We start from the raw sequence: 25,073 nt of genomic DNA, 5'->3' as shown, positions 1-25,073 counted from the left end.
CCCATTGTGGGGGAAAAGACCAGTCCTTTGCATCTTCATGACGCAGCCTTGACGAGCATACGTCGGCCCGCATGTTGCCAGAATAAAGTGGTTCTCCGCCAGCGGCTGGGAGGATACACAGGTGAACGACGCGGACGACGTACTGATCGGACTCGACCCCGAGCAGCGCGCTGTCGCCGAGGCCGTGCGCGGGCCGGTGTGCGTGCTGGCCGGCGCGGGGACGGGCAAGACCAGGGCGATCACGCACCGCATCGCGTACGCGGTGCGCAGCGGGGTGGTCGACGCGCAGAGCGTGCTCGCTGTGACGTTCACCACGCGCGCGGCGGGTGAGCTGCGCCAGCGCCTGCGCGCGCTCGGCGCGCCCGGCGTGCAGGCCCGCACCTTCCACGCCGCGGCGCTGCGCCAGCTCACGTTCTTCTGGCCGCGGGTGATCGGCGGCGCGGCCCCGTCGGTCATCGAGTCCAAGCTGCCCGTCCTGGGCGAGGCGTGCCGCAGCCTGCGGCTCACCCCCGAGCGCTCCGAGCTGCGCGACCTCGCCTCCGAGGTCGAATGGGCCAAGGTCACGCAGATCGCCCCCGAGGACTACGTGGCCGCCGCCGCCAAGTACCACCGCACGCCGCCGATGCCGGCCGAGCAGGTGAGCCGCGTCTACGAGGCGTACGAGCGGATCAGGCGTGAGCGCCACCTGGTCGACTTCGAGACCATCCTGGAGCTGACCGCGGCCGTGATGACCGAGCACCAGGAGGTGGCGGCGCAGATCCGCCAGCAGTACCGCTACTTCGTGGTGGACGAGTACCAGGACGTCAACCCGCTGCAGAAGCTGCTGCTCGACACCTGGCTCGGCGGGCGCGACGACCTCTGCGTGGTCGGCGACCCCAATCAGACGATCTACTCCTTCACCGGCGCCAGCCCGCGCTACCTGACCGGGTTCGGGGTCGAGCATCCCGACGCGGCCGTCATCAAGCTGGTCCGCGACTACCGCTCCACCCCCCAGGTCGTCGACCTGGCCAACCTGGTGATCGCCAAGGGCCGCTCCCCACACCGCCTGGAGCTGGTCGCCCAGCGGCCCGACGGGCCCAAGCCGGCCTTCACCGAGTACGACGACGAGCCCGCCGAGGCCGCCGGGGTGGCCCGGAGCATCAGGAAGCTCCTCGACAAGGGGGTGCCGTCGCGCGAGATCGCCGTGCTGTTCCGGGTCAACTCCCAGTCGGAGGCGTACGAAGAGGCCCTGACCAAGGCGGAGATCCCGTACGTGCTGCGCGGCGCCGAGCGTTTCTTCGAGCGGCCGGAGGTGCGCCAGGCGGTCGTCCTGCTGCGCGGCGCGGCCCGCTCCGCCGCGGGCGAGCCGCTGGCCTCCGAGGTGCACCACATCCTGGGCGGCATCGGCCTGACCCCGGCCCCGCCCGGCGGCGGCAAGGCCAGGGAGAAGTGGGAGTCGCTCAAGGCGCTGGCCGACCTGGCCGAGGACATGGCGGCCGAGGGGGCCGACCTGCCCGCGTTCGTGACCGAGCTGGAGCGCCGCGCCTCCGAGCAGCACGCGCCGCCCGTCGAGGGCGTCACGCTGGCCTCGCTGCACGCCGCCAAGGGCCTGGAGTGGGACGCCGTCTTCCTCGTCGGCGTCACCGACGGCATGCTGCCGATCATCTACGCCGAGAGCCCCGAGCAGATCGAGGAGGAGCGCCGCCTGCTCTACGTCGGCGTCACCCGCGCCAGGGAGCACCTGTCGCTCTCCTGGGCCCTGGCCCGCGCGCCGGGGGGCCGCAAGAGCCGCCGCCCGTCCCGCTTCCTCGACGGACTCACCGGCCGCGCCTCCGCGCCGCCCCGCCTGGCGCCGTCCCCCTCGCGGGAGCGCCGCCAGGTGGCCACGCCGGTGAGCTGCCGCGTGTGCGCCAAGACGCTGGTCAACGCCACCGAGCAGAAGCTGGGCCGCTGCTCCACCTGCCCCGCCGACTACGACGAGGCGCTGCTCGAACGGCTGAAGGCGTGGCGCACGGCCACGGCCAAGGAGGCCAAGCTGCCGCCGTACGTCGTCTTCACCGACGTGACGCTGCAGGCCATCGCCGAGCGCGCGCCGGTCACCGAGCAGGAGCTGCTGTCGATCGCGGGCGTCGGCAGGGTCAAGCTCGACCGGTACGGCGAAGCCGTGCTGGGCTTGTGCCGAGGGTCGTAACGAAGGCGAAACCGCGCCGGGGCATCATCGGACACACCAGACCCCCATATGGGGTGAAATGGGCGACACGTCAAACTTGTCCCAGGGGCCCGTCCTGGGGATGGTGACCACGGAGGGGATGGACACGTGAACTCGGCGCTGAAGGAGCTGCTCGACCTGCTCGACCTGGAGCAGATCGAGCTCGACATCTTCCGCGGCAGGAGCCCGGAAGAGCGCATCCAGCGCGTCTTCGGCGGCCAGGTCGCGGCGCAGGCCCTGGTGGCGGCCGGCCGCACGGTCCCCAAGGACCGGAACGTGCACTCGCTGCACGCCTACTTCATCCGGCCGGGCGACCCGGCCATCCCCATCGTCTACAACGTCGAGCGCCTGCGCGACGGCCGCTCCTTCACCACGCGGCGGGTGGTGGCGGTCCAGCACGGCAAGGCCATCTTCACGATGTCCGCCTCCTTCCACGTCTTCGAGGAAGGCGTCTCGCACCAGGCGTCGGTGATGCCCTCGGTGCCCGACCCCGAGACGCTGCCGACGTTCCAGGACCGCATGTACGAGCTCGTCGGCGACCACCCGGAGCTGCGCGAGTGGTTCACCCGCCCCCGGCCCGTGGACGCGCGCTACGCCTCGCCGCTCACCTGGGAGGCCTTCCAGAACCCCGAGCTGCGCAGCGCCCAGACCAACGTGTGGTTCCGCTACCACGCCGACCTGCCCGACGACCCGCTCCTGCACGTGGTGCTGGCCGCCTACGCCTCCGACTTCACGCTGGTCGACACGATACTGCTGGCCCACGGCATGGCCTGGGGCGCCTCGAACGTCATGGGCGCCTCCCTCGACCACGCCATGTGGTTCCACCGCCCCTTCAGGGCCGACGACTGGCTCCTCTATGCTCAGGAGTCGCCGTGGTCGGCGGGGGCCCGCGGGCTCGCACGCGGTGAGATGTACACCGCGTCGGGTGACCTCGTGGTCTCAGTCGTCCAGGAAGCCATGATTCGCCTCACGAAATAGGCGAAATCGCAGGTAGAAAATATGTTGCCCCTTCCCGGCTTCCCGGTTTAGGGTCATGGTCAAGCGAGTCGGAGCGCCCTGTTCCGACGATCCAGAGAGTGGAGGTGAGTCCCGGTGATCAGCATTCAGATGTCGGCCACGCAGTGGCTCGCCTCCGCATGCCGTGACTCGGTGAGACTCGCCGATGGGCTCGCCAAGCTGCGGCAGGAGAAGTCTGCCCGTAGCCAGGCCGCCGCCGCCGCTTTCTTCCTGCCCGTCCACGCGGGTGTGGCCGAAGCAGCAGGCGCTCCTGTCTACCCGGGACGTATCGAATTGCCGGCCAACCAGCTCACCAAGGGTGGACTGTGCGGTCCGCAACCCTGGAGGGATGCTCCGGTCATAACCTGACCGGCACATAGCAGCCCCCAGGCCGCGGATCCGCACACAGGATCCGCGGCCTTCTTGTTTGTCCGTGATCCCCGACCACCTACGAGGTGCCCGACCAAAGATCAAAAGATCGATCGAAGGAGAAAGCAGATGGGGGCGAAGACGATCATGGACCTGATCGACGAAGCCAAGATCCCCTGTCGTACCGACCCTGACCTGTGGTTCGCCGAGTCGCCGGAGGACGTCGAGTTCGCCAAGGCACTCTGCGGCGGCTGCCCGATCCAGAAGGCCTGCCTGGCCCGCGCGCTCGAGCGCGAGGAGCCGTGGGGCGTCTGGGGCGGCGAGCTGATCCTCAGGGGGACCGTTGTTCCCCGCAAGCGTCCGCGCGGGCGTCCCCGCAAGCACCCGGTCGCTGCCTGACCACCACCACCGCGTTCACCGACGAATCAGAAAGCGAAACCAGACAATGATCACTCGACCGAGCAGGAGCCGAGCAGTGCCGGATCTCATCCATGACCTGGTCAATGACCGAATACAAACCCTCCACCGCGAAGCGGAGGAGCAGCGCCTCATCCTGCGCGTCACGCGCGTGCAGCGGGCGCGGCGGGAGGTCAAGCGGGCGAACGACCGCCTTCGCCAGGCCTTGAGCCGTCAGATCTGATCCTGGAGATTCTGCCGCCGGCGCAGGATCTCCTGACCGGATCCCTTCCTTGGAGCCGGGCGCACCCAGCGCCCGGCTCTTTCGCTTTCCACCTCGCTGCCCAGCGGACTCCACTCGCAAGGGGACGGTCCCCAGCCGATGAGCCCTGGCAGCCGACGCGCCACCACCGCGAGCCACGCGCCTCACCCTCGCCAGCCGTTTGCCTGCTGCGGTGAGTCGTGTGCCCGCCTTCGCCAGCCGTTTGCCTGCTGCGGTGAGTCGTGTGCCTGCCTTCGCCAGCCGTTTGCCTGCTGCGGTGAGCCATGCGCCCACTCCCGCAGGCCATGCGCCCACCCCTCACGGTCCCGATGTGCCCACCCTCACGAGCCGACGGACATACCCACACGACCGACCGCGTTGTCCTACCTCCACGAGCCGACGGGCTTACCCTCGCGGGCCGACCCGCGACGGACACACCCACGCGAGCGACCGTGTTGTCCCACCTCACTACCCGGCGGGCCGCACCCCTCGCCGCCGCCCAACCCCCACCACCGGCTCGCCACCTTCCTCCGCCGTCCAGAGCCGCACCGCCATCCAGGCGACCCCGACCCCCGCCATCACCAGCCCACCCAGATAGACCGGCTCCGGCACCGCGTTCCGCAACGACCCGGGCACCATGCCCACCGCGTACAGCACCACGCCCACCACCGGCATGCCCCCGCTCCTGATCGCCGCCGCGCTGAACGTCAGCACCCCCATCAGCAGAACGACCGACGTCACCAGAAACGCCCGCCCCGTCCCACCGGCCAGCAGCCCGCGCACGACGCCGCCCCCCAGGTAGGGAAAGACGAAGTGCAGCGTGTACTCGACCGCGAACGCCCCGGCCAGCCCGGCCGAGTTGAGCACGTACCCCACCAGCCCGAGCGTCCCGGCCCGGGCGCGGATGTGCAGGTAGATGCCGGTGATCGCGAGCAGCCCGGTCAGCGCCGCGAACGGCGCGATGGCATGCGTGAACGCTGTCTCAGCCAACAGCCCACCCCGCCGGGCGGCGTTGACGACGAGCAACACGGCGCAGGCTAACCCCGCCACCGCAGCAACCCGTTGCACACTCATGAACGGAACCCCTTCCTCGCTGTCTCGCCTTCCTCGGCCCACGACCTCCACCCGGTGGCGCCGTACGCCTATAACGCTCGTTATGATGCGCGTTATAGCCCGATAAAGTGAGAGGGTGCCGAGAGCCGTAAGCACCTCGAAAGAACTCGGCGCACTGCGCCAGGACCTCCTGGACGCCGCCATGCGCCTCCTGCGTGACCAGGGCGCGCCCTCCCTCACGCTCCGCCGCGTGGCAGACGCCGCCACCACCTCCACCATGGGCATCTACACCTGCTTCGGTGGCCGAGCCGGCCTGCTGGAGGCGATCTACGAGCATGGCTTCCACCTCCTCCACGAGGCGATGACAAGCTCCCTCGGCGGCCACACGGACCCGCTCTCGAGAATCATGGCGGTGGCCTACGGCTACAGAGGCTTCGCCCTCACCGACCCGGCCCTGTACGCCCTGATGTTCGAGCGCCCGCTCCCCGACTTCGACCCTTCACCGGAGCAGCGCCACGACGCCCTCCGCCGCTGCTTCGGCCTCCTCGTCGAAGCCACCACGGCAGCCGCCGAGGCCGGCCAGATCCGCTCCTCGAACCCGGAACGCTCGGCCTACCTCATCTGGACCACAATCCACGGCCTCGTGAGCATCGAGCTGACGTGCTCACTCCGCACCCCGCTACCGGGCTGGTTCCTGAACTCACGGGAGGAGGGCGAGCGCATCCTCACCGACGGCCTCCACTCCCTCCTCTCAGGCCTCACCTGATCAACGCCAGGCGCCCTCGGAAACTACGCTGGCTGGCAGGGCCCGTGCGAGCAGAGCCCTGCCAGCCAGCCAACGAGCCGCCCACCGCCTGTCACCTACCAGGCTCGTGCGGAAGATCAAAAACCCGACGGGCACCCAGCCGGACGGACAGCTCTGCCGACCCACCGATCATGCGCGGCCGACCCCGGATCGCACCACAGGACCCATGACCATTCGGCCGCATTGCATGACGGCGGCATGCACTCAGGGCGAAGTGAGGCAGCTCATGGCAGTGATCGCAACAGGCGCCCCCTTGAGCGACGGATCCACCGTGGTCGCCACGGAGCCCGCCTGGGAGGCCAGGCACTCCCCGGCCCGAGCCGGATCGACGACGGCACTCGCAGCGGACGCGGCCGCGAGCACCCCTGCGGTGACCAGGGCAGCGACCGTCAACAGTCGCACGGATCGGTGCATCAGCATCCTCCCAAGAGAGAGTAACAGTTTGCACTCGTATAATTACACAGAGTAGTCATGGCTCGACAGGGGCTTCTTGAACTCCCTCCGTCCACCACCACCCAGTCCCTCGGACGCAGATCCTCTCGCTCGGGCTTCGCGCATGCCTCTCGCCCTGGCCCTCCCTCGCGCCCATGCCTCACGCAGCTGCTTCCGCCCTGGCCTCTCGCCCTGGCCTCTCGCCCTGGCCTCTCGCCCTGGCCTCTCGCCCTGGTCCTCGCATCCGGCCGCGCGCACGCCCTTGCGCAGACCTCCCGGCCCTGGCTCTTCCCCAAAGCCCCCGCACTCGGGCCATCCCGCGCAGGCCCTCGTATCCGGCCCTCGTGCCCGGCCCTCCCACGCCAGCAGGGAGCGCCGGTGGGTTCACCCGATCGGCAAGGGCTGGTCGTCGGGGTCGTCGGCGAAGCCGGGCACCCAGCGGATGACCTCGTCGCGGAAGCGGGCCGTGGTGCCGAGTTGGCAGAGCACGCCGATGCCGGCCGCGTGGACGCGGTGGATGAGGACGTACGAGGGCGGCAGGTTGAGCTGGCGCACGACGTTGGTGGGGCGGAGGTCGGCGACGCTGGCGGCCTGGGCCTGGAGCCACTCCCGGCTGAACGTGAACTCCTCCACCGCCGTCGGCTCCACGTACGGCGCGAGGAAGGCGCGCAGGGCGTCGGGGTCGATGTCGATGTCCTCGCGGATGAAGCCTTCCTGGCGCAGGCCCGACATGACGGTCTGCATGTCGCCCTGGTTGAAGATGCGCGTGAGCTGGCCGAAGGCTTTGGGGTAGCCGTCGGGCAGGCGGTTGACGGCGCCGAAGTCGAGCACGCCCAGCTTGCCGTTGGGCAACATGCGGAAGTTGCCCGGGTGCGGGTCGGCGTGGAGCATGCCGACGCGGGCGGGAGAGCAGAACAGGAAGCGGACGAAGAGCAGGCCGGCGTGGTCGCGCTCCTCCTGGGTGCCGTCGGAGATGATGCGCGACAGCGGTGTGCCCTCCATCCACTCGGTGACGAGCACCATCTCGTTCGCCGCCACCACGTCCGGGACGTGGAAGTCGGGATCCTCGTCGAACTCGAGGGCGAAGGCGTGCTGGGCCTCGGCCTCCCTCAGGTAGTCGAGCTCCTCCGCGATCCGCTCGCGCAGCTCGCCCAGCAGGGCCTTCATGTCGAGGCCCGGCAGCAGCACGCCGAAGAGCTTGCCGAGGCGGGCGAGCTGGGAGAAGTCGCCGAGCAGCGCCTTGCCCGCCCCCGGATACTGGATCTTGACGGCCACCTCCCGGCCGTCGTGCCACACGGCCCTGTGCACCTGGCCGATGGAGGCGGCCGCCGTCGGCTGGTCGTCGAACGACAGGAAGTGCTCGCGCCAGCCGTCGCCCAGCTGCTCCGTCAGAACCTTGTGCACCGTCGAGACGGGCAGCGGCGGGGCCGCTTCCTGGAGCTTGGTCAGGGTGGCGCGATAGGGGCCGGCGATCTCCTGAGGCAGCGCGGCCTCGAAGATGGACAGCGCCTGGCCCAGCTTCATGGCGCCGCCCTTGAGCTCGCCGAGGACCTTGAAGACCTGCTCGGCGGTGCGCTGCTGGACCTCCTGGGCCACCATTTCCGCGGACTTGCCGCCGATGCGCTTGCCCAGCCCCAGGGCGGCGCGACCTGCGAAGCTGATGGGAAGGGTGGCCAGCTTGGCCGAACGCGTGACAGCACGGCGTGGAAGATCGCTCACACTGATGCGCGGAACCTCGGCGAGATACCGCTTCCCCCCTTCGTGGTCGTTCTCTGAGCACGTCAGTCGCGGTCAGGTGCCATGACCATTCTTAGCGAATATGGATTGTTTCGCATACAACGACATTGCGGGTGGGCCTTCCACGGCCGCCTTCTCCAGCGCCAATCAGGGGTTACGTCCATTGTGCCGTTGGTCACAGCCGGCTCCTTGCCGTCGATGAACGCCAGCGCGTGCCCGGTCGCCTGGGCTGCGACGACGGTCGCGAGGGCGACGTCGCAGGCGATCTCTCCCGGCGGATACCCGCCCAGCCGGGCCGTGACGATCGGCCAGTACGGGTCGCGGTCGCGCCGGGTGAGGTCGAGGCAGTGCAGGCACGCCGTGTCTCCCGGCAGGACGAGCGGGCCCACGGTGCCGTGCCCTTCGAAGGCGGAGACCAGGAGGTGGGGGATGCGCAGGGAGTTGAGGTCGTTGACCAGCAGCAGGTCCATCGGGTCTACCGGGGCGAGGATGACGAGGTCCGGCCGGTCGGACCTGTCCCCGAGGAAGGTGCCACCGGCCACCGCCTTGACGGTCGGCCGGCATCGCTCCTCGGTGGTGCCGGCGCCTGGTGAGGGCAGCGCACGTGCGTCGTTCGGGGGAGGAGCGGTGCGGGCGTTCGGCTGGGAGGGCGCGCGCGGGTTCGGTGAGGGAGTGGTGCGGGCGTTCGGTGGCGAAGGCGTGCGTGGGTTCGGTGGCGAAGCGGTGCGGGCGCCGGTGCCGGGCGGGACGGGGGAGGGCCGGGGAGGGGTGGCGCTGGTCGCCGCTGTGCCGGTGACTCTCGCGGGTGGTCTGGCGGCGGTCCGGCTGGAACGGGTGGGAACCCTGGGAGGCCTCGGCGGGTCGGGAAGGGCCGGAGGGTTGGGTGGTACGCCGGCCGCGTCGAGAGCTTCCCTGTACTCGGCGGCGGTCGGCTCGTCGCTCTCCAGAGGCCGATGACCGGCCGAGGTGAACCGCCGGGCGACCGCCACGGCGCCGACCTCGCGAGAAAGGCCGACCTCCGCCCAGGTGAGACCCCCAGGAGTGAGGTCCTGAGGACGGGTCTCGCCCGGGTCGAGAACGCGGAGATGCCCCACGCCGGCGGCGGCGAGCAGGGCGACGATCTGGGCGCCGACGCGACCGGCGCCGTACACCCGCACGCGCGCTCTCCTACGGCGCTCGAACAGGGCGATCATGCCGTCGGGGGAGGTGGAGGCGAGGTCGAGGGCGCTGAGCTCCGGTTTGAGGCGGTCTCGTTCCGCCAGGGGGAGGTCACGGAGGGAGCCCGGGCCGGTGGCGGCGTCGTGCAGCGCGCCCTGGGCGGCCAACTGGTCGAGCAACGAGCGGGCGCGGAGCTCGTCGAGGCCGGCGAGGGCCGCCTCACGCAGGACGGTCTCCAGGTCGCGGGTGCCGTCGAGGCCCTCGACCCACTCCAGGACGGGCTGGGTCAGGCCACTCAGCATGACCGCCCGGAAAGGATGGACGCCGAGCTGCAGGGTGCGCTCGTCGCGGAGGATGCGTCGCAGGGTGGGCTTCACACGTGGCCTCATGGCGGGAAAGGCTTCCATGCCGAAGCAAGATCCCGAGCGGGTTCGATGGTGGCTGTGGACAACTTCGGAATTGACTGGTTGTCCTGTGGATGGAGTGATGATCAATAGGGAAACGCGGGTGAATCAAGTGATCGCCGGATGCCCGGCCGGCAAGAAGGCGTGCGCGTTACGCTTCCCCGCATGAACGAGCTCTCGGTTGATCGCAAAGACGACGGAGTCGTACTCATCACCCTCAATCGCCCCGACATGCGCAACGCCATGACCGACACCATGACGGCCGAATGGCGCGAAACCATGACCGCCCTGGCCACCGACCGCGACGCCCGCTGCGTCGTCGTGACGGGTGCGGGAACGGCTTTCTCCTCCGGTGGCGACCTGTCGTGGATCGGTGAGCGCGGCACCGAGACCGTCCCGCGGCTGCGCGAGCGCATGCTGGCCTTCTACCGCACCTGGCTGATGATCGCGGAGCTTGAGATGCCCACCATCGCAGCCGTCAACGGCCCGGCGGTGGGGGCGGGCCTGTGCGTGGCGCTGGCCTGCGACCTCGTGTACGCCGCCGATGACGCCAAGCTGCTGGCCCCGTTCACGTCCCTGGGCCTGCACCCCGGCATGGCGGCCACGTACCTGCTGCCCAGGAGGGCGCCCGGCCTCGCGCGGGAGATGCTGCTGGTGGGCCGCACCGTGTCCGGCCGGGAAGCGGCCGAGAAAGGGCTGGTAAATCAAAGTTTCCCGAAAAATGACCTAATGTCGGAAGCGAGCGGCATCGCCTCGAAGATCGCCCAGAACGCACCGATTGCCACAAGGCTCACGAAAGTGGCCCTGAACCAAGACCATCAAGACCTGGAAGCCGCTCTGAGGTGGGAATCCTTGGCTCAGCCCGTGACCATGGCCTCACCGGACATGATCGAGGGCCTGACCGCACATCGGGAAAGGCGCATGCCCAAATTCACCGGCTCTTAATCATCTGACCAGCAGAAACAACGTCCACCCTCTGTGGAATTTCGCCAGTCTCGGCTACCGTGCATATGTGCCCCCCGAGACAGTCGAGGTTCGTCGCAGTTCTCGTCGCCGGCGTACGGTGTCCGCATACCGCGACGGCGACAAGACGATCGTGCTCCTGCCCGCCTGGCTGAGCGGCGAAGACGCGGATGAATGGGTGAGCCGGATGCTGGATCGCCTGGCCGCCAAGGAGCGTCGGCGCCGGCCGACCGACGAGGCGTTGCTGGAGCGGGCCAAGGAGCTTTCGGCGAAGTATCTGGGCGGCGAGCCCGACCCCGTGAGCGTGCGGTGGGTCGACAACCAGCAGCACCGCTGGGGCTCGTGCACGCCGGAGACCGGTACCATCCGGATCTCCACCAGGCTCAAGGGCCTGCCGGAGTGGGTCATCAACTATGTGATCATCCATGAGCTGGTGCACCTGCTGGTGCCCAGCCACGGGGCCAAGTTCTGGGCGCTGGTAGAACAGTATCCGAAGGCGGAGCGGGCCCGCGGTTTCCTGGAAGGGTTCTCCGCAGCGGCCCACACGGCACCGGAGGAGTGTTGACGCGCATCGCCGCGGTCCTGGTACGACAGCGCATGGCGCAGGCCGCGCCCCCCGGCGTGGATCCGGAGCGGTTCCTGGAGGCGATGGCCGAGGACACCTACGAGGTCGTCGCGGGCCTGGAGCTCGTCACCCCCGTCCTGATCACCAGCGTCCCCGGCCTGGACGACCTCGTCTGGCCTGGTACCGAGATCATCGTCATCGCCGAGGACGAGCCGCTCAAGCAGGTCCTCACCCGGCTCCACGACCATGAGGCCGATCAGGTCGCCGTCGTCAACGCCGACGCCCCCGACCTGCCGCCCCTGCTCATCGGCAAACTGTTCAGAGAACTCGGCAGGGCCGAGATCACGATCTGCCCCTCCGAGAACGGCGGCGCCGTCGCCATGGCCTGCGCCCTCCCCCCGCCCACCTGGGCCGACCCCGACCTCGACGCCCACGACGTGGTCAAGGAGCTGCGCACCCAGGCCCCCGGCCCCCGCAGGGTCGCCACCACCCCGGGCTGGCACCGCCTGCGCACCCCTCAGGACGTCGAACGCCTCGACCCCGGCCTCGAAGGCTGGGACAACACCAGGGCCCTGGTCAGGGCACGGTGAGCTCGGCCAGCACGGCCCGGTGGTCGGTGCCGGGCACGTCGCGCACGCTGACCTCCCGCACCCCGACCCGCTGATCCACCAGCACGTGGTCGATGGTGATGAGCGGCGGCACCCGCTTGTTCGCCGGCCACGTGGGGATCAGTCCGGCCCCGACCTGGTCGGCCGCGTCCTTGTAACCCCGTGACAGCAGCCCCCGCATGGCGGCGTGGTCCAGCGAGGCGTTGAAGTCGCCCGCGATGATCCTGATCCGGTCGGCCGAGGCCGACGGGAAGGCGTCGAGTGCCGCGTTCCAGTCGCTCACCTGCGGCCCCAGCGGCGGGAACGGATGCGCGTCGATGAACTCGATCGGCTTGCCCCCGGGCAGCGAGATCGTCGCCGCGGGCATCTGGTGCCCGACGGGCGGCATGACGTCCCAGAGCGCCTCCGCCGGATGCACGGAGTAGATGCCGCTGCCGCCGGCGCTCCACTCGTCCTGCAGCACGCGGTGCGGCATGATCTCCTTGAGCCCGGCCGCGTCGAGGTCGGCGACCGCTCCGGGGGTCAGCTCCTGCGTGCTCAGCACGTCCGGCCTGAACTCCCGGACGAGCTGCATGATCGTCGCGATGTCGGCGCGGCCGTACAGCATGTTGATCGTCATGACCCTGAGCGGCCTGCCGGTCGCGGCGTCCGCCGTGCCCAGGGCCCTGGGCAGCACGCTGAAGCCGAGCGCCGTCGCCGACAGCAGCGCGACGGCGGTCGCGGCGCGCCTGCGCCCGACCGCGGCGATCAGGAGGGGGACGAGCGAGCCCGCCGCCGCGTACGGGGTCGCGGTCATGAGCTGCGTGGGCAGCGAGCCGCGCTCCAGCCCGGCCACCCTGGCCACCGCCCAGGCGGCGAACGGTGTCACCGCGACCCAGGTCAGGGCCGTTGCGGGAAACTTCCTCCGTTTGCGTACGGGTGTCACGATCGTGCCGCCGACGGCAGAGGTCTCCACGCATGCCCCCTTTTTGGAACGACGCAAAAAGACTCTAGCCAAGCATGCGCGAACCCGAGCCGAGGGCGGCCTGTCCGCGTGCGGCCAATCTCCGTGTCGCCTCGTCGGACAGCTCGGGGATCTCGTCCACGGGGAACCAGCGCAGGTCGAGCGACTCCTCGCTCATCACGGCCTCAGCTCCGGCGGGCGCCACGGCGGCGTACTCGACGTCGAGATGCCAGCTGTGCGGCGGATGGCACCACACGACGTGCTTGTCCACCGCGAGCGGGCCGGGCAGCAGCTCCAGGCCCGAGATCCCCGACTCCTCCCACGCCTCCCGCAGCGCGACCGCCGCGAGTGACGTGTCGGAGATCTCGCAGTGGCCGCCCATCGGCAGCCACATCTTGGCCTTCGGATGCAGCGTGAGCAGCACCTTGGAGCCGTCGTGCGACAGCACCGCCGTGGTCGCCGTCAGATGCCCCGGCACGCACTCGCGCAGCATCGCGTCGTCGTGCGTACGCAGGTGCTCGAGGAACTCGGCGCGCAGCGCCTCCTCCTCGGGTGTCGGCGCGCTCCAGGCGGACAGCACCTCGACCGCGTCGTCGTGCAGCAGGCTCAACCTTCGTCGCCCTTGTCGTCGTCGGGACCCTTGTCGAGCTGTGAGATGTCCCACGCCGCCTCGCCGCGGACGAACGCGTCAGGGGCGTCGAGGTCCTCGGCCGTCGGCATGAGGTCGGGGTGGCCCCACACCGCGTCGCGGCCGTCGAGCCCGCGCGCGCTCTCCAGCGCCTGCCAGAGCGCGGCGGCCTCGCGCAGCCGCCTGGGCCGCAGCTCCAGCCCGACCAGCGTGCCGAACGTCAGCTCGGCCGGCCCGCCGGTGGCCCGGCGGCGGCGTACGGTCTCCCCGAGCGCCACTGCGGAGGGCAGCTTGCCCTGCGCGGCCTTGTCGACCACGGTGGCCACCCACCCCTCGACCAGGGCGAGCATCCTCTCCAGCCGGGCCAGCGCGGCCTTCTGCCGCTCGGTCTCCTCGGGCTTGAGCAGGTTGCCCCCGCTCAGCGCCTCCTGGATGGCCTGGGGGTTGTTGATGTCGAGGCCGCGGATCTGCTCCTCGAGGGCGGAGGTGTCGACCGTGATGCCCTTGGCGTACTCCTCGACCGCGCCCAGCAGATGCGAGCGCAGCCACGGGACGTGCTGGAACAGGCGGTGGTGCGCGGCCTCACGCAGCGCGAGGTACAGCCTGATCTCGTCGGCCGGGATCTCCAGGCCCTCGCTGAAGTGCGCGATGCCGCCGGGCAGCAGCGCGGCCGTGTCGGAGAGCGGCAGGCCGATGTCGGTCGTGCCGACGACCTCGCGGGCCAGCGAGCCGAGCGCCTGCCCGATCTGCTGGCCGACCATCATGCCGCCCATCTGCTTCAGCATGCCCATCAGCGGCCCGGCCATCTGCTGGGCCTCGGGGGGCAGCCCCGAGCCGCCGAGCGCGCCGCCCATGGTGTCGACCATGCGCTCCGCGATCGGTTCGCAAAGCTTGCGCCAAATCGGGATCGTGTTCTCGATCCACTCGGACCGGCTCCAGGCCTGCGGGGTCGACACGCCGCTGGGCAGCGTCGTCGCCTCGTTGAGCCACAGGTCGGCCAGGCTGAGCGCGTCGACGATCTGGCGGCGCTCGCCTTCCATGACGCTCGGGTCGCCCTCGGCGACCACGGCGTGCCTGGCGATGTTCTTCGCCATGTCCCAGTTGACAGGGCCGGAGCCCTGCGGCGCCGACAACATGTCGGCGAACTGGCGCATCGCCTGAGCCATCTGCTCAGGGTTGCCGAACATGGCGAACGGGTTCTCGTTAGGGTCGTTTTCGCGACCTGGCAGGTCAGTCACCGGTCTACCTCATGCAGGATGGAGGAGGAATCCACATCCGCCACGTTAGTCGTCCGACGGCGGATCAGTGCAAAGTGAGGACCTGGTGCCTACCTCGAAACGCCCGCGTCAACCCGTCGTCGCCGTAACGGGGGCGGCCTCCGGCCTCGGCCGGGAGGTGCTCGCGAGACTCGTGACCTCCGCGGATTTCCGCAGAGTGGTGGCCATCGACGAGGAACGCGGTGACGTCCAGGAAGCCACGTGGAGAGTGATCGACGTACGAGATCCGCTCTTGGCGAACCGGATCTCCGACATCGACGTCCTGGTCCATCTGGCCGGTGACTACGCCGTCGACTCCGACCCCGCCGAGCGGCGGGCGTACAACCTGCGGGCCGCCCAGACCGTGCTGACGGCCTGCGCCGCCGCGCGCGTGCGGCGGGTGGTGCTGGTCACGAGCGCGATGGTGTACGGCGCCGCGCCCGAGAACGAGGTGCCGCTGCCCGAGGACGCCCCCGTGGCGGCCGAGCCGGACACGGGCGTCGTGGGCGACTTCCTGGAGATCGAGTCCCTGGTGCGCAGGTCGCTGCGCAGCCATCCGGGCCTGGAGCTGACCGTGCTGCGCCCGGCCGCCGTCGTCGGCCCCGGCGTCGACACGGTGATCACCCGCCACTTCGAGTCGCCGCGGCTGCTGACCGTCAAGGGCTGCAGCCCGCACTGGCAGTTCTGCCACATCGACGACCTGGTCTCGGCGCTGGAGCTGGCGGCGCGCGGCGCGGTCAGCGGCGTGGTGGCGGTCGGCTGCGACGGCTGGCTGGAGCAGGAGCAGGTCGAGGAGCTGTCCGGCATCCGGAGCCTGGAGCTCCCGGCTGGCCTGACGTTCGGCACGGCGCAGCGCCTGCACCGCCTCGGCATCACCCCGGCGCCCGCGACCGATCTGCACTATGTCGTCTACCCGTGGGTGGTCGACTGCGCGGCGCTGCGCGAGGCGGGCTGGAAGCCGTCGTGGACCAACGAGGCCGCCTTCGAGCAGCTCCTGGAGCTGCGGGAGAACCGCACGACGGTGGTCGGCAGGCGCCTGCCCGTCAAGGAGGCCACACTCACCGCCGCCGGCGCCACGGTGGCCGTGATCGGCACCGCCGCGATCGTCCGTCAAGTACGTAAGAAGCGGCGCGGTTGAACGGTTAGAGTCTTTCTCGTGGACGTCATCCGCTTGCTCGGCATTCGCGACACCTCGCTCTCCGTTGACGAGGTGCTGGCAGCCGTGGCCGACCACGCCGCGGGCGGCACCGCGTTCTTCGTGGGCACCGTCCGTGAGCAGGACCACGGAAAGCCGGTCACCAAGCTCTCCTACTCCGCTCACCCCTCGGCGGAGGCCGGGCTGCGCCAGGTCGCCGAGAAGGTGGCGGCCGACTTCCCCGTGACGGCGATCGCCGCCGTGCACCGGGTGGGCGAGCTGGAGCTGGGCGACACCGCCGTGATCGTCGCCGTGGCCGCGCCGCACAGGGACGAGGCGTTCAAGGCGGCCCGCCGCCTGATCGACGACCTCAAGGCGCAGGTCCCCATCTGGAAGCACCAGGTGTTCGCCGATGGCGAGACCGAGTGGGTCGGCGCCGGCGAATAAGCTCATCGACATGTCACGACGTGCCCTGACCCTGCTGCTCGCGGGATTCCTCGTGCTCGCGCTCGGGGTGATCGGCGCGTTCCGCCCGGTGCCGTACGTCGTGCTGAGCCCCGGCCCGACGGAGAACACGATCGGCGAGGTCGACAAGAAGCCGGTGATCTCCATCCAGGGCAGGCAGACCTACCCGACCTCGGGCGCGCTCAGCCTGGTCACGGTGGCCTACCAGGGCGGCCCCGCCGCCCAGATCGACCTGCTGACCGCGCTGCGCGGCTGGCTCGACCCGACGGTGGCGGTGGTCCCGCAGGAGACCATCTTCGCCCCCGGCCGCGACGCGGAGGAGGTCGAGGAGGAGAACGTCGTGGAGATGACCAGTTCCCAGGACTCCGCGACCGCCGCCGCGCTGACCGAGCTGAAGATCCCTTACACCGTGGGCGTGGGGGTGCTGTCCACGGAGAAGGGCAAGCCCGCCGACGGCAAGGTGCAGAAGGACGACGAGATCACCTCCGTCGACGGCAAGCCGACCAAGGACTCCGACGCCGTCCAGAAGGCGGTCAAGGCGCACAAGCCGGGCGAGAGCGTCGTGTTCGGCATCGTGCGCGGCGGCAAGAAGCTCGACGTCACCCTGCAGACCGTGGCCGGCCCCAAGGGCCAGACCATCGTGGGCCTGACGATGGGGCCCAAGTTCAACTTCCCGTTCGACGTGGACATCAACGTGGGCGACGTCGGCGGGCCGAGCGCCGGCCTGATGTTCTCGCTCGGCATCTTCGACAAGCTGACGCCCGGCGAGCTGACCGGTGGCAAGAAGATCGCCGGCACCGGCACCATCCAGCCGACGGGCGAGGTGGGCGCCATCGGCGGCATCGCGCAGAAGATGATCGGCGCCAAGGACGCCGGCGCCACCGTCTTCCTGACCCCTCCCGGCAACTGCGCCGAGGCGCTGAACGCCGCGCCCGACGGCCTGCGCCTGGTCAAGGCCGAAACGCTGCACCAGGCGGTGCTCGCACTCGACGCGTTGCGCACGGGCAAGGGCGATGTGCCCTCGTGCGCGGCCGGATGAAACTTCTGGCGATCGCCATGCGTTAGTCGTAGGGCTGGCACAGCGGTGTAGGTTGCCAGACACGGACCGTTTTCATTACGACGAGGGGTTGGCCTTGAGCTTCCGGACCCCAGGAGCCGGCAGGGCGATGCGCATGCCCCGCCGTCCGCGACTGCTTCTGCCTGTGGCGATCGCTCTCGTGGCGATCGTGGCGCTGTTCTTTCTCTTCTCGGGCATCTATACCGACTACCTCTGGTACGACTCGACCGGTTTCACGGCGATCTTCAGCGGTATGGTGCTCACGCAAATCGTGCTGTTCCTGGTAGGAGCGGTGCTCATGGTCGGCATCGCCGGCGGCAACATGCTGCTGGCGTTCAAGACCCGCCCGATGTTCGGGCCCGCCATCTTCGGTGGCGGCAGCGGCGCCGACCGCTATCGCATGGCGCTCGATCCCCACCGAAAGCTGATCTTCATCGTCGGCATGGGGCTGCTCGCGATCTTCTCCGGCTCCTCGTTCGCGGGCCAGTGGAAGACGTGGCTGGAGTTCAGCAACGGCGCGTCGTTCGGCAAGACGGACAAGTTGTTCGGGATGGACATCTCGTTCTACATGTTCGACTATCCGTTCATCCGGATGGTGCTGAACTTCCTGTTCACCGCCGTGATCATCTCGATCGTCCTGGCGGCGATCACGCACTACCTGTACGGCGGCTTCCGCCTGCAGTCGCCCGGCGTGCACGCCTCCAGGGCGGCCCGGATCCACCTGTCGGTGCTGCTGGGCATCTTCGTGCTGCTCAAGGCCGTCGCCTACTGGGTCGACCGCTTCGGCCTGGTCTTCTCCGACCGCGGCTACGTGCACGGCGCTTCCTACACCGACGTCAACGCGGTGCTGCCGGCCAAGACCATCCTCGCGATCATCGCGCTGATCTGCGCCGCGCTCTTCTTCGCCGGCGTGTTCCGCCCCGGCGGGATGCTGCCGGGCGTCTCCTTCGGCCTGCTCGTGCTCTCGGCCATCCTGATCGGCGGCGTCTACCCGGCGCTGGTCGAGCAGTTCCAGGTCAAGCCGAACCAGCAGGGCAAGGAGGCGGCCTACATCCAGCGCAACATCGAGGCCACGCGCGAGGCGTACAACATCGACAAGGTCGAGGTCGAGACCTACAACGCGAAGTCCGACCCCGCCGCGGCGCAGGCCAACGGCGACACCTCCGTCTCCGGCGTGCGCCTGCTGGACCCGGCGCTGCTCGGCTCGACGTACGAGCAGACGCAGCGCATCAGGGGTTTCTACAGCTTCGCCGATCCGCTCGACGTCGACCGCTACCCCGACAGCACGGGCAAGCTGGTGGACCACATCGTCGGCGTGCGTGAGCTGACCGGCCCGCCGACCGAGCAGAACAACTGGATCAACCGCGTACTGAAGTACACCCACGGCTACGGCTTCGTCGCCGCGCCGGGCAACCAGGTCGACTCCGGCGGTCTGCCCGCGTACGACGCCAAGGACATGCCGGTCACCGGCCCGCTGGTGGAGAGCACCAAGCTCAAGGAATCGCGCATCTACTTCGGCGAGGACGAGTCGGCCTCCGAGTACGTGATCGCGGGCGGCGACCCCAACAACCCGCAGGAGCTCGACTACCCGGAGACGGGCGGCACGGGCCAGAAGAACAGCACCTACACCGGCAAGGGCGGCGTGCCCGTCGGCTCGTTCTTCAACCGGCTCCTGTACGCCGCCAAGTACAGCGAGGCGAACATCCTGCTGTCGGGCGACGTCAACGACAGCTCCAAGATCCTGTACGTCCGCAACCCGCGTGACAGGGTGCAGAAGGTGGCGCCGTTCCTCACGCTCGACGGCAACCCCTACCCGGCCATCGTCGACGGGCGCGTGCAGTGGATCGTCGACGGGTACACGACGTCCAACGACTACCCGTACTCGCAGAGCCAGAGCCTCGGCGACATGACGCGCGACACGTCCACCGACCGCCGCGTCATCGCCCAGCAGCCGAGCGACAAGATCAACTACATCCGCAACTCCGTCAAGGCCACGGTCGACGCCTACGACGGCACGGTGAAGCTCTACGCGTGGGACGCCAACGACCCGCTGCTCAAGACCTGGAGCAACGCGTTCCCCGGCGTCATCAGCCCGGCCTCGCAGATGAGCGCCGACCTGCGCCAGCACGTGCGCTACCCCGAGGACCTGTTCAAGGTGCAGCGCTTCACCCTGTCGCGCTACCACATCACCGACCCGGGCGCCTTCTACGGCGGCCAGGACGTGTGGAACGTCCCCGGCGACCCGACCCAGGGCGACAAGAACATCAAGCAGCCGCCCTACTACCTGACCACCACGATGCCGGGCAGCAGCACGCCGGCGTTCTCGCTGACCACGACGTTCGTGCCTCGGCAGGGGCCCAACCTGGCGGCGTTCATGGCGGTCAACTCCACGGCCGGGCCCGACTACGGGCGGATGCGGATCCTGCGGATGCCGCCGTCGAGCACGCCCATCCCAGGCCCCGGGCAGGCGCAGAACGCCTTCCAGAGCCGCTTCGCCGGTGAGCTCAACCTGCTCGGTGTGGGTGCCTCGGCGGTCCGTTACGGCAACCTCCTGACGCTTCCGTACGCGGGCGGGCTGGTCTACATCGAGCCGGTGTACGTCCAGGTGACCGCGGGCGGCGGGCAGGAGCCGTACCCGATCCTGCAGCGCGTCCTGGTGTCGTTCGGCAGCAAGATCGGTGTGGCGCGCACGCTGGAGGAGGCACTCGCCGAGGTCTTCGGCGGCGAGCAGCAGCAACAGCAGCAGCAACCCAGCGATCAGCAGCAACAGGCCCAGCCGAACACGGCCAACTCGGCTCTCAACTCGGCGATCGCCAACGCCAAGAAGGCCTACTCGGACGCGCAGAAGGCGCTGCAGGCCAGCCCGCCCGACTGGGACGCCTACGGCGACGCCCAGAAGCGGCTGGAGGAGGCGCTGCAGGCGCTGGAGGGGGCCAACGCCCAGCAGCCCGCCCCCACGGCCTCTCCGACGGCCTCACCGTCGGCGTCGCCGAGCGCTTCACCGACCGGTTCACCGGCCGCCTCGCCGGCGGCCACACCAGCGGCGTCACCATCGCCGTCGCCGACGGGCACGACGTCCTGACGCATTCGATTTGCGCCCACCCCGCGCCGCCCGGTAGTCTAAGCAGGCACAAGCGACGCGGGGTGGAGCAGTTCGGTAGCTCGCTGGGCTCATAACCCAGAGGTCGCAGGTTCAAATCCTGCCCCCGCTACCAGGTTGAGGCCCGGTCTTCGGAAACGGAGATCGGGTCTTCGCGTGAGTGGGCGGGTAAGTGGTTCGCGCACTGCTGAGCAGCCTGTATAGTAAGTACTGACACACCGACGCGGGGTGGAGCAGTTCGGTAGCTCGCTGGGCTCATAACCCAGAGGTCGCAGGTTCAAATCCTGTCCCCGCTACCAAGAGAGATCCCCGGTCGCCGGTTCATCCGGCGGCCGGGGATTTTTTGTTGTCCAGGAGCCCTCTTCGATGATTACATCATTACATGACCGATGAGGCAGTGCCCACGCTGTACGCCTGGGCAGGCGGCACCGAGGCATTCGAGCGGCTGACCGAGGTGTTCTACCGCAGTGTCGTCAAGGACGACCTGATCGGGCCGCTGTTCGCGCACATGGACCCCGAGCACCCCAAATATGTGGCGATGTGGTTGAGCGAGGTCTTCGGCGGACCCGACCGTTACACGACCGAGCGCGGCGGCTACCCCCACATGCTCCGCCACCACCTCGGCAAGGCGATCACCGAGCCGCAGCGCCGCCGCTGGGTGAACCTGCTCATGGACGCCGCCGACGAGGTGGGGCTGCCCGACGACCCCGAGTTCAGGGCGGCGTTCGCCGGTTACCTCGAATGGGGCACCAGGCTGGCCAGGCTCAACTCGCAGCCCGGGGCGACACCTCCGCAGGAGGCTCCGGTGCCGCACTGGGGGTGGGGAGTCGCGCCGCCGTACCAGCCGTAACCTGGAGGAATGAGAGGGCGGCTGCGCGTCTACCTCGGTGCGGCGCCCGGGGTGGGCAAGACGTACGCCATGCTGAGCGAGGCCCGGCGGGCCAGGGAGCGCGGCAAGGACGTGGTCGTGGGCTTCGTCGAGACCCACGGCCGCGCCCGCACCGCCGCCCTGCTCGACGGGCTCGACACCGTCCCGAGGCGCACCACGACGTACCGCGGCACGACGTTCACCGAGCTCGACACCGACGCCGTCATCGAGCGGGCCCCCGCGCTCGCGCTGATCGACGAGCTGGCCCACACGAACGTCCCCGGCTCCCGCAACGCCAAGCGCTGGCAGGACGTCGAGGAGATCCTCGACGCCGGCATCGACGTCGTCTCCACCGTCAACATCCAGCACCTGGAGTCGCTGAACGACGTCGTCGAGCAGATCACCGGCGTGCCTCAGCGCGAGACCGTGCCCGACGAGGTGGTGCGCGCGGCCGAGCAGATCGAGCTGGTCGACATGGCGCCCGAGGCGCTGCGCCGCCGACTGGCCCACGGCAACGTGTACCTGCCCGAACGGGTCGACGCCGCGCTCGCCAACTACTTCCGTGTCGGCAACCTGACCGCCCTGCGGGAGCTCGCCCTGCTCTGGGTCGCCGACAAGGTGGACGAGCAGCTCGGCCGCTACCGCAGCGACCACGCGATCGCCCGCACCTGGGAGACGCGCGAGCGGGTGGTCGTCGCGCTCACGGGCGGCCCTGAGGGCGACACGCTCGTCCGGCGGGCCGCGCGCATCGCGGCCAGGAGCAAGGGCGCCGACCTGCTCGCCGTGCACATCACCAGCGCCGACGGGCTGACCACGAAGGCGGACCCGGCCCGGCTCGTACGCCAGCGCGCCCTCGTCGAGGGCCTGGGCGGCACGTACCACCAGGTGGTCGGGCACGACGTGCCACGGGCGCTGCTCGACTTCGCCCGCGGCGCGAACGCCACCCAGCTCGTGCTCGGCGCGTCCAGGAGACGGCGGCCCCTCACACGCGGCGTGGGCGTGACGACGGCCGCGCTGGCAGGCTCGATCGACGTGCACATCGTGCCGCACGAGGCCACCGGGCAGGGCCGGTTCCCCGCCAGGCCGGGGGCCGCGCTGACCCGCGGGCGGCGCTCGGCCGGCTGGGCGCTGGCGCTGCTCGGCATGCCGCTGCTCGCGGCCGCGCTGCTGCCCGCCGGCCTGACGCTGCCCAGCGAGATCCTGCTCTTCCTGCTGCTCGTCGTGGCCGTCGCGCTGACCGGCGGCATGTGGCCCGCGCTGACGGCGGCGGTGCTCGGGTTCGCGCTGCTCAACTGGTTCTTCACGCCGCCGCTGCACACGCTGACGATCGCGGAGCCGGAGAACGTGCTCGCGCTGGTCATCTTCGTGCTGGTGGCGGCCATGGTGAGCACGGTCGTCGACCTGGCCGCCCGGCGCAGCAGGGAGGCGGCGCGCTCGCGGGCCGACGCCGAGGTGCTGTCCACGCTGGCGGGTCACGTGCTGCGGGGCGAGTCGGCGCTGCCGTCGCTGCTGGCGCGGATGCGCGAGACGTTCGGCCTGACGGCGGTGACGCTGCTCGAACGGGAGGACGCGGGCGGCGGCGGGTGGGACGCGGAAGGCGGCGGTGGCCGGGACACGGTGGCCGGCGCCCGGGATGCCGGGAACGGCGGCGGTTTGGACGCGGGGAACGGCGGCGGTTTGGACGCGGGGAACGGTGGTGGCTTGGATGCGGGGAACGGTGGTGGCTGGCGGGTCGTGGCCACGGTGGGCGGTGTGCCGGCCACGTGCCCGGGCACGGCCGACCACGACGTCGTGATCGACGACCGGCTGGTGCTCGCCGCGCGCGGGCGCCCGCTGGAGGCCGGCGACCGGCGGGTGCTGGAGGCGTTCGCGGCGGAGGCCGCGGTGGCGCTGCGCCAGCAGCGGCTGCGCGCCGCCGCCGACCGCGCCGGGCCGCTCGCCGAGGCCGACAGGATGCGTACGGCGCTGCTCGCCGCCGTGGGGCACGACCTGCGCACACCGCTCGCCTCGGCGATTGCCGCGGTGGAGAGCCTGCGCGGCACCGACGTCATCTGGTCCGAGGAAGACCGCGCCGAACTGCTCGCCACCGCCGACGAGTCGCTGATCAAGCTGAACAGGCTCGTGTCGAACCTGCTCGACATGAGCCGCCTCCAGGCCGGCGTGCTCGGCGTCAAGCTGGAGCCGGTGGCCATCGAGGACGTCCTGCCGCACGCCGTGGACGACCTCGGCCCACCGGCCGGCCGCGTCGCGACCGACATCCCGCCGGGGACGCCGGAGATCATGGCCGACCCGGCGCTGCTGGAGCGGGTGCTCGGCAACCTGGTGGCGAACGCCGTCCGCTACAGCCCGCCCGGCCGTCCCGTGCTGGTCGGCGCGAGCTGGCACGGAGAGCACGTGGAGATCCGCGTCATCGACAGGGGCCCCGGCATTCCGCCCGAAGCGCATGAAAGGGTGTTCCTGCCATTCCAGCGGCTCGGCGACCGTGACAACCACACGGGCGTGGGGCTCGGGCTGGCGCTCTCGCGCGGGCTGACCGAGGCGATGGGCGGCACGCTCGTCCCCGAGGACACGCCCGGAGGAGGACTGACGATGACCGTCTCACTGCGGCGGGCCCCATGACCCGCGTGCTCGTGGTGGACGACGAGCCCCAGCTTCTGCGCGCCCTGCGCGTCAACCTGGCGGCGAGGCAGTACGAGGTCGCGGTCGCCCCCGACGGCGGCACGGCGCTGCGCCAGGCCGCCGACTGGCACCCCGACCTGGTCATCCTCGACCTGGGCCTGCCGGACCTCGACGGGGTGGAGGTCATCCAGGGGCTGCGCGGCTGGACCTCGATCCCGATCATCGTGCTCTCCGGCCGCGCCGACAGCACCGACAAGGTGGACGCGCTCGACGCCGGCGCCGACGACTACGTGACCAAGCCGTTCAGCATCGACGAGTTGCTCGCGCGGGTGCGCGCCGTGACCCGCCGCACGGCGCAGCACGGCGAGGAGAACGCCACGGTGCGGGTGGGGGAGCACGTCGTGGACCTCGCCGACAAGACGATCTCCGGTGGGGTACGCCTCACGCCGACGGAGTGGCACATCCTGGAGATCATGCTGCGCAACCCCGGCAAGCTGATCAGCCAGCGCCAGCTGCTGACCGAGGTCTGGGGCGACGCCTACCTGAAGGAGACGCACTACCTACGTCAGTACCTGGCCCAGCTGCGGCGCAAGCTCGAACGGGACCCGGCGCATCCGGTGCACCTGCTGACCGAGCCGGGGATGGGATACCGGTTCCAGCCGTAGGGCGCGCTATGTCCTGCCGGCCAGGTGCAGTGCTTTCCGTACGGCCCAGGCCAGCAGCATCAGGCCGAAGATGACCTGGACGACGCGCATCCACAAGGGCGAGCCTTGGTCGGCATAAATCACGATGCCGACCCACATCAGGCCGAATATCCCGACCACGACGATTGCTGTCCAGTTCAGCCCCCGCTGCCACATATGCGGAGTCTTACAGGTGGCCCGCCAAGGGTGGGTATGCCCGAAGTTGTCACCACGTCAGCGGCCGACAACTTCGTCCCTTTTGTTCTCGTCAGCTCTTGTTCTTGTCAGCGGGGGAGCGCGCGGCCGGTGCCGACGCAGCGGCGCAGCCGCATGCCGCGAGGGCGCGGCTTCGGCGTCTCCTCCAGGCAGGCGAGCAACGCGGC

Annotated in this window: 24 protein-coding genes and 2 tRNA genes (1 of these 26 cut by a window edge); 18 read left to right on the top strand and 8 right to left on the bottom strand. The window is 70.0% G+C overall.

The features are described 5' to 3' along the window. Positions 1–121 precede the first annotated feature (121 nt). The 5 genes from LCN96_RS49120 (at position 122) to LCN96_RS49100 (ending at position 4,193) form a co-directional block, all read left to right on the top strand. Positions 122–2,170, top strand: a complete 2,049-nt coding sequence (locus LCN96_RS49120; RefSeq protein ID WP_225269269.1) for an ATP-dependent DNA helicase UvrD2 — start codon at positions 122–124, stop codon at positions 2,168–2,170. A 126-nt stretch (positions 2,171–2,296) separates the two neighbouring features. Beyond that, positions 2,297–3,166: an acyl-CoA thioesterase II gene (gene tesB / locus LCN96_RS49115; RefSeq protein WP_225269268.1), complete on the top strand. Its 870-nt coding sequence runs from the start codon at positions 2,297–2,299 to the stop codon at positions 3,164–3,166. A gap of 114 nt (positions 3,167–3,280) precedes the next feature. After that, the gene (locus LCN96_RS49110) at positions 3,281–3,553 is read left to right on the top strand and encodes a hypothetical protein (RefSeq protein WP_225269267.1); all 273 of its coding nucleotides are present in this window, start codon (positions 3,281–3,283) and stop codon (positions 3,551–3,553) included. Positions 3,554–3,682: 129 nt separating this feature from the next. Next, positions 3,683–3,952, top strand: a complete 270-nt coding sequence (locus LCN96_RS49105) for a WhiB family transcriptional regulator (RefSeq protein ID WP_103964555.1) — start codon at positions 3,683–3,685, stop codon at positions 3,950–3,952. Between the two features lie 76 nt (positions 3,953–4,028). Continuing rightward, positions 4,029–4,193 carry a hypothetical protein gene (locus tag LCN96_RS49100; protein WP_185100977.1) on the top strand — a complete coding sequence of 55 codons (165 nt, stop codon included), beginning with the start codon at positions 4,029–4,031 and terminating at the stop codon, positions 4,191–4,193. A gap of 486 nt (positions 4,194–4,679) precedes the next feature. On the opposite strand, the gene LCN96_RS49095 is transcribed toward LCN96_RS49100, so the two are convergent. After that, the gene (locus LCN96_RS49095) at positions 4,680–5,201 is read right to left on the bottom strand and encodes a hypothetical protein (protein ID WP_225269266.1); all 522 of its coding nucleotides are present in this window, start codon (positions 5,199–5,201) and stop codon (positions 4,680–4,682) included. A gap of 199 nt (positions 5,202–5,400) precedes the next feature. On the opposite strand from LCN96_RS49095, the gene LCN96_RS49090 reads away from it, so the two are divergent. After that, the gene (locus LCN96_RS49090; RefSeq protein ID WP_225269265.1) at positions 5,401–6,030 is read left to right on the top strand and encodes a TetR/AcrR family transcriptional regulator; all 630 of its coding nucleotides are present in this window, start codon (positions 5,401–5,403) and stop codon (positions 6,028–6,030) included. Positions 6,031–6,885: 855 nt separating this feature from the next. Here LCN96_RS49090 and LCN96_RS49085 read toward each other — a convergent pair. Together LCN96_RS49085 and LCN96_RS49080 are read right to left on the bottom strand one after the other, a co-directional pair. Continuing rightward, positions 6,886–8,220: an ABC1 kinase family protein gene (locus tag LCN96_RS49085; RefSeq protein WP_225269264.1), complete on the bottom strand. Its 1,335-nt coding sequence runs from the start codon at positions 8,218–8,220 to the stop codon at positions 6,886–6,888. Between the two features lie 62 nt (positions 8,221–8,282). Continuing rightward, positions 8,283–9,773 (bottom strand): ThiF family adenylyltransferase, encoded by a 1,491-nt coding sequence (locus LCN96_RS49080; RefSeq protein WP_225269263.1) that lies wholly within the window; start codon positions 9,771–9,773, stop codon positions 8,283–8,285. A gap of 192 nt (positions 9,774–9,965) precedes the next feature. Here LCN96_RS49080 and LCN96_RS49075 point away from each other — a divergent pair, with 192 nt between their 5' ends. From LCN96_RS49075 to LCN96_RS49065, 3 genes are all read left to right on the top strand, one after another. After that, a complete protein-coding gene (locus LCN96_RS49075; protein WP_225269262.1) occupies positions 9,966–10,745 on the top strand; it encodes an enoyl-CoA hydratase/isomerase family protein in 780 nt (259 codons plus the stop codon). 67 nt (positions 10,746–10,812) lie between these two features. Beyond that, entirely contained in the window at positions 10,813–11,328 is a 516-nt protein-coding gene (locus LCN96_RS49070) for a M48 metallopeptidase family protein (RefSeq protein ID WP_225269261.1), read from the top strand. Next, entirely contained in the window at positions 11,325–11,918 is a 594-nt protein-coding gene (locus tag LCN96_RS49065; protein ID WP_225269260.1) for a DUF2064 domain-containing protein, read from the top strand. Before LCN96_RS49070 ends, LCN96_RS49065 begins: the two co-directional genes overlap by 4 nt. Here LCN96_RS49065 and LCN96_RS49060 read toward each other — a convergent pair. The 3 genes from LCN96_RS49060 to LCN96_RS49050 are packed head-to-tail and all read right to left on the bottom strand — an operon-like array spanning position 11,905 to position 14,694. Next, positions 11,905–12,891 carry an endonuclease/exonuclease/phosphatase family protein gene (locus tag LCN96_RS49060; protein ID WP_225269259.1) on the bottom strand — a complete coding sequence of 329 codons (987 nt, stop codon included), beginning with the start codon at positions 12,889–12,891 and terminating at the stop codon, positions 11,905–11,907. The two genes, LCN96_RS49065 and LCN96_RS49060, sit on opposite strands and share 14 nt — an antisense overlap. A gap of 34 nt (positions 12,892–12,925) precedes the next feature. Further along, positions 12,926–13,489, bottom strand: coding sequence for an NUDIX hydrolase (locus LCN96_RS49055; protein ID WP_397351823.1), 564 nt, complete (start codon positions 13,487–13,489; stop codon positions 12,926–12,928). Continuing rightward, positions 13,486–14,694, bottom strand: a complete 1,209-nt coding sequence (locus LCN96_RS49050) for a zinc-dependent metalloprotease (protein WP_225269258.1) — start codon at positions 14,692–14,694, stop codon at positions 13,486–13,488. Before LCN96_RS49050 ends, LCN96_RS49055 begins: the two co-directional genes overlap by 4 nt. Positions 14,695–14,827: 133 nt before the next feature. Here LCN96_RS49050 and LCN96_RS49045 point away from each other — a divergent pair, with 133 nt between their 5' ends. The 9 genes from LCN96_RS49045 (at position 14,828) to LCN96_RS49005 (ending at position 24,672) form a co-directional block, all read left to right on the top strand. Next, a complete protein-coding gene (locus tag LCN96_RS49045) occupies positions 14,828–15,901 on the top strand; it encodes an NAD-dependent epimerase/dehydratase family protein (protein ID WP_225276225.1) in 1,074 nt (357 codons plus the stop codon). 18 nt (positions 15,902–15,919) lie between these two features. Next, the gene (locus tag LCN96_RS49040) at positions 15,920–16,345 is read left to right on the top strand and encodes a molybdenum cofactor biosynthesis protein MoaE (RefSeq protein WP_225269257.1); all 426 of its coding nucleotides are present in this window, start codon (positions 15,920–15,922) and stop codon (positions 16,343–16,345) included. A 10-nt stretch (positions 16,346–16,355) separates the two neighbouring features. Beyond that, positions 16,356–17,402, top strand: a complete 1,047-nt coding sequence (locus LCN96_RS49035; RefSeq protein WP_225269256.1) for a YlbL family protein — start codon at positions 16,356–16,358, stop codon at positions 17,400–17,402. 127 nt (positions 17,403–17,529) lie between these two features. After that, the gene (locus tag LCN96_RS49030; protein WP_225276224.1) at positions 17,530–20,502 is read left to right on the top strand and encodes a UPF0182 family membrane protein; all 2,973 of its coding nucleotides are present in this window, start codon (positions 17,530–17,532) and stop codon (positions 20,500–20,502) included. Positions 20,503–20,558: 56 nt separating this feature from the next. Then, positions 20,559–20,635, top strand: a tRNA-Met gene (locus LCN96_RS49025). Between the two features lie 107 nt (positions 20,636–20,742). Further along, positions 20,743–20,819 (top strand) — tRNA-Met (locus LCN96_RS49020). Positions 20,820–20,902: 83 nt separating this feature from the next. After that, positions 20,903–21,370 (top strand): group II truncated hemoglobin, encoded by a 468-nt coding sequence (locus LCN96_RS49015; protein WP_225269255.1) that lies wholly within the window; start codon positions 20,903–20,905, stop codon positions 21,368–21,370. A 9-nt stretch (positions 21,371–21,379) separates the two neighbouring features. Continuing rightward, a complete protein-coding gene (locus tag LCN96_RS49010) occupies positions 21,380–24,007 on the top strand; it encodes a sensor histidine kinase (RefSeq protein ID WP_225269254.1) in 2,628 nt (875 codons plus the stop codon). Beyond that, positions 24,004–24,672 carry a response regulator gene (locus LCN96_RS49005; RefSeq protein ID WP_225269253.1) on the top strand — a complete coding sequence of 223 codons (669 nt, stop codon included), beginning with the start codon at positions 24,004–24,006 and terminating at the stop codon, positions 24,670–24,672. Before LCN96_RS49010 ends, LCN96_RS49005 begins: the two co-directional genes overlap by 4 nt. Before the next feature lie 6 nt (positions 24,673–24,678). Here LCN96_RS49005 and LCN96_RS49000 read toward each other — a convergent pair whose 3' ends face one another. Together LCN96_RS49000 and LCN96_RS48995 are read right to left on the bottom strand one after the other, a co-directional pair. Continuing rightward, positions 24,679–24,867 (bottom strand): hypothetical protein, encoded by a 189-nt coding sequence (locus LCN96_RS49000; RefSeq protein ID WP_225269252.1) that lies wholly within the window; start codon positions 24,865–24,867, stop codon positions 24,679–24,681. Positions 24,868–24,974: 107 nt separating this feature from the next. Further along, on the bottom strand, positions 24,975–25,073 hold the 3' portion of the coding sequence (locus LCN96_RS48995) for a hypothetical protein (protein WP_225269251.1). The gene runs 300 nt beyond the window's last position; the window shows 99 of its 399 coding nt (coding positions 301–399); its start codon lies off the right edge, out of view — the gene reads right to left on this strand; its stop codon occupies positions 24,975–24,977.

Source organism: Nonomuraea gerenzanensis (assembly GCF_020215645.1).
GTDB classification, from domain to species: domain Bacteria; phylum Actinomycetota; class Actinomycetes; order Streptosporangiales; family Streptosporangiaceae; genus Nonomuraea; species Nonomuraea gerenzanensis.
Note: the sequence above shows the minus strand (reverse complement) of the source record. Positions and strands in the feature narration are given on the sequence as shown.